The 12,661-nt window shown below is 70.7% G+C and carries 15 protein-coding genes; 3 read left to right on the top strand and 12 right to left on the bottom strand.

Going from position 1 to position 12,661, the window contains the following annotated elements; genetic code table 11:
* The first annotated feature begins 13 nt into the window (after positions 1–13).
* On the top strand, positions 14–634 hold the full coding sequence (locus tag CMN_RS05590) for a methylated-DNA--[protein]-cysteine S-methyltransferase (protein WP_015489873.1): 621 nt from the start codon (positions 14–16) through the stop codon (positions 632–634).
* Positions 631–1,224, top strand: coding sequence for a DNA-3-methyladenine glycosylase I (locus CMN_RS05585; protein WP_015489872.1), 594 nt, complete (start codon positions 631–633; stop codon positions 1,222–1,224). The genes CMN_RS05590 and CMN_RS05585 overlap by 4 nt, the downstream gene beginning before the upstream one ends.
* A 25-nt stretch (positions 1,225–1,249) precedes the next feature.
* On the opposite strand, the gene yaaA is transcribed toward CMN_RS05585, so the two are convergent.
* The 12 genes from yaaA to CMN_RS05525 all read right to left on the bottom strand — a co-directional run bounded on the left by yaaA (position 1,250) and on the right by CMN_RS05525 (position 11,882).
* On the bottom strand, positions 1,250–2,005 hold the full coding sequence (gene yaaA / locus CMN_RS05580) for a peroxide stress protein YaaA (RefSeq protein ID WP_015489871.1): 756 nt from the start codon (positions 2,003–2,005) through the stop codon (positions 1,250–1,252).
* A 117-nt stretch (positions 2,006–2,122) separates the two neighbouring features.
* Positions 2,123–2,392, bottom strand: coding sequence for a F0F1 ATP synthase subunit epsilon (locus tag CMN_RS05575; RefSeq protein WP_015489870.1), 270 nt, complete (start codon positions 2,390–2,392; stop codon positions 2,123–2,125).
* A gap of 1 nt (position 2,393) precedes the next feature.
* On the bottom strand, positions 2,394–3,854 hold the full coding sequence (gene atpD / locus CMN_RS05570; protein ID WP_015489869.1) for a F0F1 ATP synthase subunit beta: 1,461 nt from the start codon (positions 3,852–3,854) through the stop codon (positions 2,394–2,396).
* Between the two features lie 35 nt (positions 3,855–3,889).
* The gene (locus CMN_RS05565) at positions 3,890–4,789 is read right to left on the bottom strand and encodes a F0F1 ATP synthase subunit gamma (RefSeq protein WP_015489868.1); all 900 of its coding nucleotides are present in this window, start codon (positions 4,787–4,789) and stop codon (positions 3,890–3,892) included.
* Between the two features lie 50 nt (positions 4,790–4,839).
* Entirely contained in the window at positions 4,840–6,477 is a 1,638-nt protein-coding gene (gene atpA, locus CMN_RS05560; RefSeq protein WP_015489867.1) for a F0F1 ATP synthase subunit alpha, read from the bottom strand.
* Between the two features lie 56 nt (positions 6,478–6,533).
* Positions 6,534–7,325, bottom strand: coding sequence for a F0F1 ATP synthase subunit delta (locus CMN_RS05555; protein ID WP_015489866.1), 792 nt, complete (start codon positions 7,323–7,325; stop codon positions 6,534–6,536).
* A complete protein-coding gene (locus tag CMN_RS05550) occupies positions 7,325–7,891 on the bottom strand; it encodes a F0F1 ATP synthase subunit B (protein WP_015489865.1) in 567 nt (188 codons plus the stop codon). Before CMN_RS05550 ends, CMN_RS05555 begins: the two co-directional genes overlap by 1 nt.
* 11 nt (positions 7,892–7,902) lie before the next feature.
* Positions 7,903–8,136 (bottom strand): ATP synthase F0 subunit C, encoded by a 234-nt coding sequence (locus tag CMN_RS05545; RefSeq protein ID WP_012037850.1) that lies wholly within the window; start codon positions 8,134–8,136, stop codon positions 7,903–7,905.
* Between the two features lie 46 nt (positions 8,137–8,182).
* Complete coding sequence (gene atpB / locus CMN_RS05540) at positions 8,183–9,007, bottom strand: F0F1 ATP synthase subunit A (RefSeq protein WP_479914517.1); 825 nt, start codon at positions 9,005–9,007, stop codon at positions 8,183–8,185.
* A gap of 177 nt (positions 9,008–9,184) precedes the next feature.
* Positions 9,185–9,655, bottom strand: a complete 471-nt coding sequence (locus CMN_RS05535; RefSeq protein WP_015489863.1) for a Cg1360 family ATP-synthase-associated protein — start codon at positions 9,653–9,655, stop codon at positions 9,185–9,187.
* Entirely contained in the window at positions 9,652–10,971 is a 1,320-nt protein-coding gene (locus tag CMN_RS05530) for an MraY family glycosyltransferase (RefSeq protein WP_015489862.1), read from the bottom strand. Before CMN_RS05530 ends, CMN_RS05535 begins: the two co-directional genes overlap by 4 nt.
* Positions 10,968–11,882, bottom strand: coding sequence for an L-threonylcarbamoyladenylate synthase (locus CMN_RS05525; RefSeq protein ID WP_015489861.1), 915 nt, complete (start codon positions 11,880–11,882; stop codon positions 10,968–10,970). The genes CMN_RS05530 and CMN_RS05525 overlap by 4 nt, the downstream gene beginning before the upstream one ends.
* Before the next feature lie 83 nt (positions 11,883–11,965).
* Here CMN_RS05525 and CMN_RS05520 point away from each other — a divergent pair, with 83 nt between their 5' ends.
* Entirely contained in the window at positions 11,966–12,625 is a 660-nt protein-coding gene (locus CMN_RS05520; protein WP_015489860.1) for an HAD-IA family hydrolase, read from the top strand.
* Positions 12,626–12,661 lie beyond the last annotated feature (36 nt).

Here is a 12,661-nt window from a genome sequence, read left to right as displayed (position 1 = left end):
GTACCTTCGACGCATGACCCCCGCTCCCGCTCCCGCCACCGCCCCCGCGCGTCGGCACGCTCCCCCGGCTCCCGATCGCCGTCCCGTATCCCCCGCCCTCGACGACCATGCGCGCCGTCCGCTCCCGCCCGCCGCGGGCCTGCTGCCCACGGGCGCCGCGCTCCTCCGGATCCCGTCCCCCGTGGGCCGGTTGGAGCTCGTCGCGGAGGGCGACCGGGTCGTGGCCCTCTCCATCGCGACCGCGGACGTCCTGCCGCTCGACCACCTGGACGATCGGCCGAGCCCCGTCCTCGCGGAGGCGGCGCGGCAGCTGGACGAGCACTTCGCCGGTCGCCGCACGTCGTTCGACGTCCCGGTTCGGCTGACGGGCACGCCCTTCCAGGTCGCGGTCTGGAAGGCGCTCGCCCGCGTCCCCCACGGCGGCGTCACGCCGTACGGCGCCCTCGCGCAGGCGGCGGGGCGTCCCGGCGGGGCGCGCGCGGTGGGCGGCGCTGTCGGCGCCAACCGGCTCTGCATCCTGGTCCCCTGCCATCGCGTGCTCGGCTCCGACGGGCGCGTGACCGGCTTCAGCGCGGGCGACGGGGTCGCCACGAAGGTCCGGCTGCTCGCGCTCGAGGGCTCGGTGCTGTCGTGACGCGGGCGTCGCTCGTGCACGGCGAGGACGGCCTCGCGCGCTGCGCCTGGTCCGCGGCCGACGCGGAGTACCGCCGGTACCACGACGAGGAGTGGGGTCGCCCGCTGCACGGCGATCGCCCGCTGTTCGAGAAGCTGTGCCTCGAGGGCTTCCAGGCGGGGCTGTCGTGGATCACCATCCTCCGCAAGCGCCCGCGGTTCCGGGAGGTCTTCCACGGCTTCGACATTGACGCGGTCGCCGCCATGGACGAGGACGACGTCGAGCGGCTGATGGGCGACGCCGGGATCATCCGCAACCGGGCCAAGATCCTCGCGGCCGCCGGCAACGCGCGCGCGGTCCGGGCCCTCGTCGACGAGCGCGGGGAGGGCGCGCTCGACCGGATGATCTGGGCGCACGCCGCCGATCCCCGGGTCCGCCCCCGCCCGACCACGGCCGACCAGATCCCGGCCGTCACGCAGGAATCCACCGCCCTCAGCCGCGAGCTGAAGGCACACGGCCTCCGCTTCGTGGGCCCCACCACCGTCTACGCGCTCATGCAGTCATCGGGGCTCGTCGACGACCACGTCGTCGGGTGCCACCGGGCCGCCTGACCCTCGAACGCGGCCGTCGGCACCGTCAGTGCGCGGCGGCTACCAGGACGAGCTCGCCGGAGTCGCCGCGCGTGAGCTCGATGCCGGCCTCGGCGGCCCACTCGAGGAGCTCCGTCACGGATCCGAGGTCGCGCCCGGCGAGGATCAGCGCCCGCACGAGCTCGCCCTTCGCCTTCTTGTTAAAGTGGTTGAGCGCGCGCACGGTGCCGTCCTCGCCGCGGGCGACCACGCGCACCACGGCGGAGTCCGCGTGGCCCGGTCGCGGTCCGAGGGCCGCGTACCCCTCGGAGCGCAGGTCGAGCACGAGGCCCGGGATCCCCTCGAGCACCCGACGCGCCGACGCCACCCAGTGCGCCTTCATCTTCAGGCCCGGCAGGCGGCTGTCGTGCGAGAGCCGGTAGGCGGGGATCGGGTCGGTCGCCCGGACCGGACCGAGGAGCGCGGAGTGCACGGCGACGTGGCGGCCTGCGAAGGCGAGCTGCGCGTCATCCAGGGCGTCGGCGCCGATCGGGTCGTAGAGGACGCCCGTGTAGCGGCGCAGCGCCGGCATGGTCGGCGAGGACTCGAGCAGCAGGTTCCGCTCCACCTCGGCCGACTGGCGCGGGCCGAGCTTGAGGGCGCGGGCCGCCGCCTCCGGATCCCGGGCGAGGTCGGCGACGGCGCGCACGACCGTGCGGCGCTCCTCCGTCAGCTCGGGGAAGGCGAGGAGGTCGAGATCCAGGCGCGATCCCTCCGTCCCCCCGTCGCGCTTCGTCTCGGACGGGGGCAGCAGGACGAGCACGGGACCTCCGGGATCGATCGAGGGGACGGGGATGGACGGGCGGCGGGAGCACGCCGCACGCACGACGGCGGACGGCCCCCGAGGGGACCGCCCGCCGTCGGACGAGATGCGGTGACGCTACGCGACCAGCGCGGCCTTGCGTGCGACCACGGTCACGTTGTCGTTCTCCACCGAGAGGAAGCCCTCGTCGGCGTCGGCCGTGATCACGGTGCCGCCGTCCTGCGTGATGCGGACGTTGCCGGTCGCGAGGATCGCCAGCAGGGGCTCGTGACCGGCCAGGATGCCGATCTCGCCCTCGCTCGTGCGCGCGACGACCATGGAGGCCTGGCCGGACCAGACCTGCTGGTCGGCCGAGACCACGGTCACCGTGAGATCAGCGCGGGCCATGTCAGCCGTTCTCCTTCTGGATCTCGGACCAGCGGCGGTCGACGTCGTCGAGGTCGCCGACGTTGAAGAACGCCTGCTCCGCCACGTGGTCGTACTCGCCGTCGGCGATCTTCGAGAAGGACTCGATGGTGTTCTTCAGCGGCACCGTGGAGCCCTCGACGCCCGTGAACTTCTTCGCCATGTACGTGTTCTGCGAGAGGAACTGCTGGATGCGGCGCGCACGCGACACCGTGACCTTGTCCTCCTCGGAGAGCTCGTCGACGCCGAGGATCGCGATGATCTCCTGCAGCTCCTTGTTCTTCTGCAGGATCGCCTTGACGCGGGTGGCCGTGTCGTAGTGCGCCTGGCCCAGGTACCGCGGGTCGAGGATGCGGCTGGTGGACGTCAGCGGGTCGACGGCCGGGTAGAGACCGCGCGAGGCGATCTCGCGGCTGAGCTCCGTGGTCGCGTCGAGGTGCGCGAACGTGGTGGCCGGTGCCGGGTCGGTGTAGTCGTCCGCGGGGACGTAGATGGCCTGCAGCGACGTGATGCTGTGGCCGCGGGTCGACGTGATGCGCTCCTGGAGCACGCCCATCTCGTCCGCGAGGTTCGGCTGGTAGCCCACCGCGGACGGCATGCGGCCGAGCAGCGTGGAGACCTCGGAGCCGGCCTGCGTGAAGCGGAAGATGTTGTCGATGAAGAGCAGCACGTCCTGGTTCTTCACGTCGCGGAAGTACTCCGCCATCGTGAGCGCGGACAGGGCCACGCGGAGGCGCGTTCCCGGCGGCTCGTCCATCTGGCCGAAGACCAACGCGGTCTTGTCGAAGACGCCGGCCTCCTCCATCTCCATGATGAGGTCGTTGCCCTCACGCGTGCGCTCGCCGACACCGGCGAACACGGACACGCCGCCGTGGTCCTGCGCGACGCGCTGGATCATCTCTTGGATGAGGACGGTCTTGCCGACGCCCGCGCCGCCGAACAAGCCGATCTTGCCGCCCTGCACGTACGGGGTGAGGAGGTCGATGACCTTGATGCCGGTCTCGAACAGCTGCGTCTTCGACTCGAGCTGGTCGAACATCGGGGGCTTGCGGTGGATGGGCCAGCGCTCGGTGATCTCGATCGGCTCGCCGCCGACGTTGTTCAGGATGTCGCCGGTGACGTTGAAGACCTTGCCCTTGGTGACGTCGCCGACGGGCACCGAGATGGCGGCGCCCGTGTCGCGCACCTCCTGGCCGCGGACGAGGCCGTCCGTCGGCTTGAGGGCGATGGCGCGCACGACGTCGTCGCCGAGGTGCAGCGCGATCTCGAGCGTGATCTCCGTCGTCTCCTCGCCGAGCGTGATCGTCGTCTTGAGGGCGTTGTAGACCGGGGGGATCGAGTCGTGCGGGAACTCGATGTCCACGACCGGGCCGGTGACGCGGACGATGCGTCCGACGCCGGCCACGTTGTCGCTGGCGACCGGCGCAGTGGCGGTGTCAGTCATTGATGTCTCTCTTCTTCATTCGTGGAGCTTGGGAGTTACTTGCTGGAGGCGAGCGCGTCCGCGCCGCCGACGATCTCGGAGATCTGCTGCGTGATCTCGGTCTGGCGCGCGTTGTTCCGCAGCCGCGTGTAGGTGGTCACGAGCTTGTCGGCGTTGTCGCTCGCCGACTTCATGGCCTTCTGGCGCGCGGCGTGCTCGGAGGCGGCCGACTGGAGCATCGCGTTGAAGATGCGGCTCTCGATGTAGACGGGCAGCAGCGCGTCGAGCACGTCGCCCACCTCGGGCTCGAACTCGTAGAGCGGCAGGACGGCACCCTCGCCGGGCGCCTCCACCCCCTCGACGACCTCGAGCGGCAGCAGCCGGACGACCTCGGGCTTCTGCGTGGCGATCGACACGAAGCGGTTGAAGACGATGTGGATCTCGTCCACCCCGCCCTCGGACGCCGGCGTCACGAACTTCTCCACGAGCGCGTCGCCGATCGACTTCGCGGTCTCGAACTCGGGCTTCTCGGTGCTGCCGGTCCAGATGCGCTCCGAGTCCCGCTTGCGGAACTTGAAGTACCCGACGGCCTTGCGGCCCACGAGGTAGTAGACGATCTCCTTGCCCTGCGAGCGGAGGAGCTCGGCGAGCTGCTCCGACTCCTTCAGGACGCTGGAGCTGAACGCGCCGGCGAGGCCGCGGTCGGAGGCGAAGACGACGATCGCCGCCCGCTCCACCTTCTCCGGCTCGGTCGTGAGGATGTGATCGACGTTGGAGAACGTCGCCACCGCCGAGACCGCGCGCGTGACGGCGCGGGAGTACGGCGCGGACGCCGCCATCCGCTGCTGCGCCTTCTGGATGCGCGACGCGGAGATCAGCTCCATCGCGCGGGTGATCTTCTTCGTCGTCTGCGCGGATTTGATCTTCTGCGTGTAGACCCGGAGTTGTGCTCCCATGAGTCTCCCTAACGGTCTCGGTCGGTGGCGGATCGTGTGGCGTCAGCGCGTCAGCGCTTGGCCTTCACGATCTGCTCCTGGTTGACGTCCTCGGCCTTGGTCGCCTCGAACTTCTCCGAGCCGACGGACGCGAGCGGCTTGCCCTCGCCCGTCTGGAACTCGAGCTTGAACTGGTCGACGGCCTTGTCCATCGCGTCGACGATGTCGTCGGTGAGGACGTTCGTCTCCTTCAGCTGCGACAGCACCTCCGTGTTGCGGTGGAGGTGATCGAGCAGCTCCCGCTCGAAGCGCAGGATGTCCTCGACGGGCACCTCGTCGAGCTTGCCCTTCGTGCCCGCCCAGATCGAGACGACCTGCTCCTCGATGGGGAACGGCGAGTACTGGGGCTGCTTGAGCAGCTCGGTGAGACGCGCGCCGCGGGCGAGCTGGCGACGGCTGGCCGCGTCGAGGTCGGACGCGAAGATCGCGAACGCCTCGAGCGAGCGGTACTGCGCGAGCTCGAGCTTGAGCGTGCCGGAGACCTTCTTGATGCTCTTCACCTGGGCGTCGCCGCCGACGCGGGACACCGAGATGCCGACGTCCACCGCGGGACGCTGGTTCGCGTTGAACAGGTCGGACTGCAGGAAGATCTGGCCGTCGGTGATCGAGATCACGTTGGTCGGGATGTACGCCGAGACGTCGTTCGCCTTCGTCTCGATGATGGGCAGACCCGTCATCGATCCGGCGCCCAGCTCGTCAGAGAGCTTGGCGCAGCGCTCGAGCAGGCGGGAGTGCAGGTAGAACACGTCGCCGGGGTACGCCTCGCGTCCCGGCGGGCGGCGCAGGAGGAGCGAGACGGCGCGGTAGGCCTCGGCCTGCTTGGACAGGTCGTCGAAGATGATGAGGACGTGCTTGCCGCCGTACATCCAGTGCTGGCCGATGGCCGAGCCGGTGTAGGGCGCGAGGTACTTGAAGCCGGCGGGGTCGGACGCGGGGGACGCGACGATGGTCGTGTACTCCATGGCGCCGGCCTCCTCGAGGGCGCCCTTCACCGAGGCGATGGTGGAGCCCTTCTGGCCGATGGCGACGTAGATGCAGCGCACCTGCTTGTTCGTGTCGCCGGACTCCCAGTTGGCCTTCTGGTTGATGATCGTGTCGATCGCGATGGCCGTCTTGCCGGTCTGGCGGTCGCCGATGATGAGCTGGCGCTGGCCGCGGCCGATCGGGATCATGGCGTCGATGGCCTTGATGCCGGTCTGCATGGGCTCGTGCACGCTCTTGCGCTGCATGACGCCGGGCGCCTGGAGCTCGAGGGCGCGGCGGCCCTCGGTCGCGATCTCGCCCTGGCCGTCGATCGGGTTGCCCAGCGGGTCCACGACGCGGCCGAGGTAGCCGTCGCCGACGGGGACGGAGAGCACCTCGCCGGTGCGGCGCACCTCCATGCCCTCCTCGATGCCGGCGAACTCGCCGAGCACGATGACGCCGATCTCGCTCTCCTCCAGGTTCTGGGCGAGGCCCAGGGTCCCGTCGGCGAACGTGATGAGCTCGTTGGCCATGACGCCGGGCAGGCCCTGCACGTGGGCGATTCCGTCGCCCGCGTCGAGCACGTAGCCGACCTCGGTGGTCGAGGCCTTGCCGGGCTCGTAGGACTGCACGAAGTCCTTGAGCGCGTCCCGGATCTCGTCGGGGCTGATCGAAAGTTCTGCCATCTTCTTTCCCTTTGCATTCACGGAAGCCTTGCGTCCTCCGAGGTGACGCCCGCCGGTCAGGCGAACTGGAGTCTCAAATCGTTGATCCTGGTGGCGACGCTGCCGTCGATGACGTCGTCGCCGATCTGGACGCGGAGGCCGCCGACGAGGTCGCGGTCCACGACCTGGTTCAGCTCGACCCGCCGGGAGTACCGACGGCTCAGTGCCTGCGCGAGGCGCTCCGACTGCTCGGGCGACAGGGGCGAGGCGACGCTGACCGTGGCGATGGTGAGGCCCGCCTGGTCGGCCACGAGGGTGGCGGCGTGACGGACGAGCTCCCCGATGCGGCGGCCGCGGGGCTGCTGCACGAGCTGCTCGACGATCACGACGGTCTGGTCCGACGCCCGGCCGTCGAGGAGACGGTGGACGAGCGTGGACTTCGCCGCGGGATCGCCCAGCTTGTCGCCGAACGCCAGCTCCAGGCCGTCGTCGGTGGACACGGCCCGGCCGAAGGTGAACAGCTCGGACTCGACGGGCGTGCCCTCGGGCGCCGAGATCGCCACGGCGCGGATGCCGAGCTCCTCGATGCCCGCCAGCAGCTCGTCGTGCGACGACCAGCGGCCGTCGACGACCGCGCGGAGGACGCGGAGCGCCGGCTCCTGCACGGTGGCGCCGAAGACCCGGTCCACGATGCCGTGCTTGACCTCCGGCGCGATGCCGGTGTCCGCCAGCGCGGAGAGCAGGTGCGTGGATCCGCCGATGGCGCGGCCGGCTCCGAGGAGCTGACCGGCCGTCGACAGGTCGACGCCCCCGAGCTCCGCGAGTACGCGGCGGGCCGCGTCCAGCGATGCGCGCGATGCACTGCCCATCAGCTGGCGGATCCCGTCCTGCCGGCGGTCTCGCTGGCCTCCAGGTCGGCGAGGAACCGGTCGACGAGCGCGGTGGAGCGATGGTCGTCCGTGAGGCTCTGGCCGATGACGCCCGATGCGAGGTCGATCGCGAGCGATCCGACCTCGGAGCGGAGCGCGACGACCGCCTGCTGGCGCTCGGCCTCGATCTGCTGCTGCGCGCTCGCGGTGATCCGGGCGGCGTCGGCCGTGGCCTGCTCCTTGATCTCCGCGGCGATCGCCGTGGCGTCGACGCGGGCCTGCTCGCGGATGCGGCCGGCCTCGGCGCGTGCCTCGGCGAGCTGCGCGGTGAGCTCGGCCTTCGCGGCGTCGGCTTCCGCCTGCGCGCGCTCGGCCTTCTCGATGCCGCCGGCGATGGCCTCGGTGCGACCGTCGAGCATGGCGTAGACGCGCGGGAGCGCGTACTTCCAGATGACGACCAGGAGGACGACGAACACGACCGCCGACCACACGATGTCGTAGACCGCGGGTAGGAGGATGCTCGGCGCTTCTTCACCTGCCGCCATCACGTTGTGGGGCGTGAGCATGTGTGACTCCCCTAGTTGGTGAAGATGAAGTAGGTCGCGAGGCCGATGAGCGCGAGCGCCTCGGAGAACGCGATGCCGAGGAACATCGTGGTGCGGAGGCTGCCGGCCATCTCGGGCTGGCGGGCCATGGCCTCGACGGTCTTGCCCGCGACGATGCCGACACCGATGCCGGGGCCGATCGCTGCGAGGCCGTAGCCGACGGTCGCGATGTTGCCGTTGATCTCGGCGAGAATGATGGGGTCCACTGGGGTTTCCTTCCGGTTGGGTGATCTCGTTGGTCGACGAGATCGCTTAGTGCTCCTCCGCCACGGCCATCTGGATGTAGACGGCGGTGAGGAGGGCGAAGATGTAGGCCTGCAGGACGGCGACGAGCAGCTCGAAGAGCGTGAACGCGAACCCGAGGACGAGGGTGCCGGCGCCGAGGATCTTGAGCGCGCCCTGGGCCTCGAAGAGGAAGAACCACGTCGCGGAGAAGCAGAGCACCAGCAGGAGGTGCCCGACGAGCATGTTCATCAGGAGTCGGAGCGTGAGCGCGACCGGACGGATGATGAACGTCGAGAGGAACTCGATGGGCGTGAGGAGCAGGTAGACCGGCTTCGGCGCACCGGCGGGGAACAGCGTGTTCTTGAAGAACATCACCCCCCGGTCCTTGATGCCCGCGTAGATGAACGTGACGTAAGCCACGAGCGCCAGCAGGAGCGGGAGTCCGATGACCGAGGTGCCGGCGATGTTGAGGAAGGGGACGACGCCCGTCAGGTTCATGCCGAGGACCAGGAAGAAGATGGTCATGAGGATCGGCAGGAACCGACGACCGTCCTTCTTGCCGAGGATGTCCTCCGCGATGTTGACGCGCACGAAGTCGACGCCCATCTCGACGAGGTTCTGGCCGCGGCCCGGCACCAGGGCGAGCTTCCGCGTACCCACGATGAAGAGGACCACGAGGACCGCCATCACCAGGAGCCTGATGAGCATGATGCGGTTGAGGTCGAAGCCCGTGCCCTCGAAGAAGGCGATCGGCGGGAAGAACTCCTCGAGCGTGGGAGCGTGGAACCCCTCACCCGAGTCTTCAGCGGCGAGGGTGATGATGCTGGGTGCAGCGGTGGCTAACAGCGCTATCTCCTGTTTCGGGGCGTGGAGCGCGAGCTCTCGCGGCGACGAACGGATGGGGTGAGAAGACGCCGGCGTGAGGTGGATCTGGGCACGGCCCGACGGGAATCGTCTCGAGAGAGACTATCAACAATGAGGGTGCCCTGACTAATCGCGTCCCCCTGCTGACGGGTCGACCGCGCTCGGCTAGCGGCCGGGGAGCTGCGCGTCGCTGACGTAGCCGACGCGGGCCCTGGTGATCACGATCATGTCCATCACGAGGGCGCCCACGACGCCGACGATCACCGTCACGAAGAGCACGACCAGGTTGATCCACGGCTGCTCCTTGAGCACCATCGCGACCGCGAGGAACACCACGAACTTGAGGAGCCACGCGCCGAGCACGACCGAGAAGAACAGGGTCGGGTAGATCGGCGAGGACTGGAAGCGGTTGGCGAAGAGGATGCTGCCCGCCGTGAGCCCGAGGAAGACGAGGGCCATGGCGCTGCCGATGACGGCGCTGAGGAGGCCGCGGCCGCCGTCGACCGCGAAGCCGACGATGCCGCCGACGACCGCGATGGCCAGGGCGAGCAGCGCTCCCGCGATGAGGATGCGCGTGAAGACGTCCTTCTTCGCGGGGCGGTCCGCCGGGGCGGGGGCGCTCGGGCTGTCGGTCATGTCGTCTCCTTGGCTGTCCCCAGGTGCGGGGCGTCGGTGGGGCGGGTCGCGATGGATCCCGTGGCGAGCTCGGCGTGCTCGCGCTCCACGGCCTCGAGCTCGGACTCGGTGAGGCCCGCGAGCGGCCGGTCGATCGCGGCCTCGTCGAGCGGGTCGTAGGCGGCGGCGTCCTCGGACTCGGCGTCGGCAGGGACGAGCTGCGCGGCGGCCTCGAGGCGCTTGCGGCGGCTGAGCGGGGCGAGCGTGACGACGGCGCACGCGACCATGCCGACCGCGATGAAGGCGACGCCCCACGCATAGGGCTGCACGACGAACATCAGCAGGCAGCCGACGGACACGACGCCCGTCCACGCGTAGAAGATCAGCGTCGCGTGCAGGCGCGAGTGGCCCATGTCGAGCAGGCGGTGGTGCAGGTGCTTGCGGTCGGCGCTGAAGGGCGACTTGCCCGCCTTCAGCCGCCGGAAGACCGCGAGGGCGAAGTCGAGCAGCGGGACGATGAGAATCGCGAAGGGCAGGAGGATGGGCAGGAACGCGGGCAGCAGCTGCGAGCGGCCGAAGGTCTCCGGGTTCGGGTCGATCTCACCCGTGACGGCGATGGCGCTCGTGGCCATGAGGAGGCCGACGAGCAGCGCGCCCGCGTCGCCCATGAACAGCTTCGCAGGGTGCCAGTTGAACGGGAGGAAGCCGAGGCACGCGCCGATGAGGATCGCGCTGATGAGGGACGCGAGGTTGAAGCGCTCGGTCTGGCCGGTGGCGGTGTCCGAGAGCAGGAAGCTGTAGAGGAAGAAGGCGCCGTTCGCGATGATCGCGACGCCCGCCACCAGGCCGTCGAGCCCGTCGATGAAGTTGACGGCGTTCATGACGAGGACGATCGCGAAGATCGTCAGCATGATCGACATCTGCGAGGAGCCGACCGTGAGGCCGCCGATGGGGAGGGACGAGATGGCGACGCCCTGCCAGGCGAGGAGGCCGGCGGCGAGGATCTGGCCGGCGAGCTTGATCATCCAGTCGAGGTCGTAGATGTCGTCGAGGACACCGATGACCACGATCATGAGCGCGGCGCCGAGGATCGCGAACACGGGGCCCGGCTGGTCGAAGACGAGGCTGAACCACGACACCTGCGACGCCACGGCGAACGCGACGAGGATGCCCGCGAACATGGCCACGCCGCCGAGCCGGGGCGTGGGCCGCGTGTGCACGTCGCGCGCGCGGATGGCGGGGTAGAGCCGGTAGCGGTAGCCGAGCTTCATGACGACCATCGACAGGACGAGGGTGATGACCGCCGACACGACCGCCATGGCGGCGTAGTAGGTCACCGGGGGTGCGCGGGCGGATCCGCGGGGGGCTCGGTCGCGGCCGGGTCGGCGGGCGCGGGGTCGGCCGGCTCGACGAACTCGGGGTAGGTCGGGCCGGCGTCGGTCGTCGTCTCGGGAGCCGTCGCGTCGGCGGCCGGGGTCGCGGCGGCCGGATCCGCGGATCCGTCGACGCGCTCGGCGCCGCTCGCCGTGCCGCGCGGGGCCTCGGGCTCGTCGGGGACGGTCCGCTCCTCCGGCTCCGCGGGCGCGGCGACGACGGGCTCGAGCTCGTCGCCGATGAGCTGCTGGATCTGCGCGCGCGTGATGGCACCCTCGCGCACGATGCGGACACGGCCGCCGGCCTCGGTGACGCGCGAGGCGTCGACGATGGTGGAGGCGGCTCCCCCGGCGGCGCCGCCGTCGAGGAAGACGTCGACGGAGTCGCCGAGCTGGTCGACGGCCTCCTGAGCGGTCGCGGCGGCGGGCTGACCCGTCTTGTTCGCGGACGAGACGGCGAGCGGGCCGGTCTCCGCGAGGAGCTCGAGCGCGTAGGAGTTGGCGGGCATGCGGAGCGCCACGGTGCCGCGGGTCTCGCCGAGGTCCCAGACGAGGGAGGGCTGCGCCACGAGGATCACGGTGAGGCCGCCCGGCCAGAACTCGTCCACCAGGCGGCGGACGACGTCGGGCACGAAGTCGGCGAGGGCGTCGAGCGTGGACTGCCCGGGGATGAGCACGGGCGGCGGCGCGTCGCGACCCCGACCCTTCGCGTCGAGCAGGCGCTGGACGGCGTCGGGGTTGAAGGCGTCGGCGGCGATGCCGTAGACGGTGTCCGTGGGGATGACGACGACCTCGCCGCGGCCCACCGCCTGTCGGGCGAGTCTCATGCCGGTGAGGAGGTCGGTGTCGACTGAGCAGTCGTAGATGCGCGCCATGTCGTCGCTCATCGTAGCCGAGCGGACGCCGTCGGCCCTGAGGGGAGGATCCGCGTGGCGCCCGCGCCCGCATACTGGGCGTGATGACCTCCGCGCCCTCCTCCCCCGCGCCCGACGCGCTCCTGTTCGTGTTCGACATGGACGACGTGCTGTACGACCACGACTGGCGGGGGCCCGCCGACCGCATCACCGCCGCGACCGGGCACGACCTGCCGGAGCTCCGCCGCCGCTGGTACAACGACGAGGGCGAGTGGGCCGCCGAGGCCGACCGCTTTGACGCCGACTCCTACCTCCCCGCGTTCTGCGCCGCGGTGGGCGTCGAGATGGACGAGGACGAGTGGGTGCGGCGCCGCCGCGCGTCCATGGTCGTCCGGCCGCAGGCGTTGGAGGCCGTGGCGCGGGCGCGCGAGGCCGGGCGGATCACGCTGCTGACGAACAACAACGCGCTCGCCGCCCGACACCTCCCGGAGCTCGCGCCGGAGCTGGTGCCGCTGTTCGGCGTCGAGCACCTGCGGACGTCGAGCGGGTACGGGGCGCGGAAGCCCGATCCGGCCGTGTTCCGCGGGGTGCTCGCCGCGTACGGGCACCCGGCAGAGCGGACGTTCTTCGCGGACGACCGGGCGGACAACGTCGCGTCGGCGCGCTCGCTCGGCATCACCGGGCACCACGTGCGCGGCGACGGGGACCTGCTGCCGGCGGTCGAGGCGTTCATCCGGGCGCAGGCGCACGCGCACGCGGGCTGAGCCACGGCGCCAGACGCGCGGGACCGCGCGGATCCG

The sequence above is a fragment of the Clavibacter nebraskensis NCPPB 2581 genome, assembly GCF_000355695.1.
Lineage (GTDB): Bacteria > Actinomycetota > Actinomycetes > Actinomycetales > Microbacteriaceae > Clavibacter > Clavibacter nebraskensis.
The sequence above is the reverse complement of the archived record's forward strand: the minus strand, read 5'-3'. Positions and strand labels throughout refer to the sequence as shown.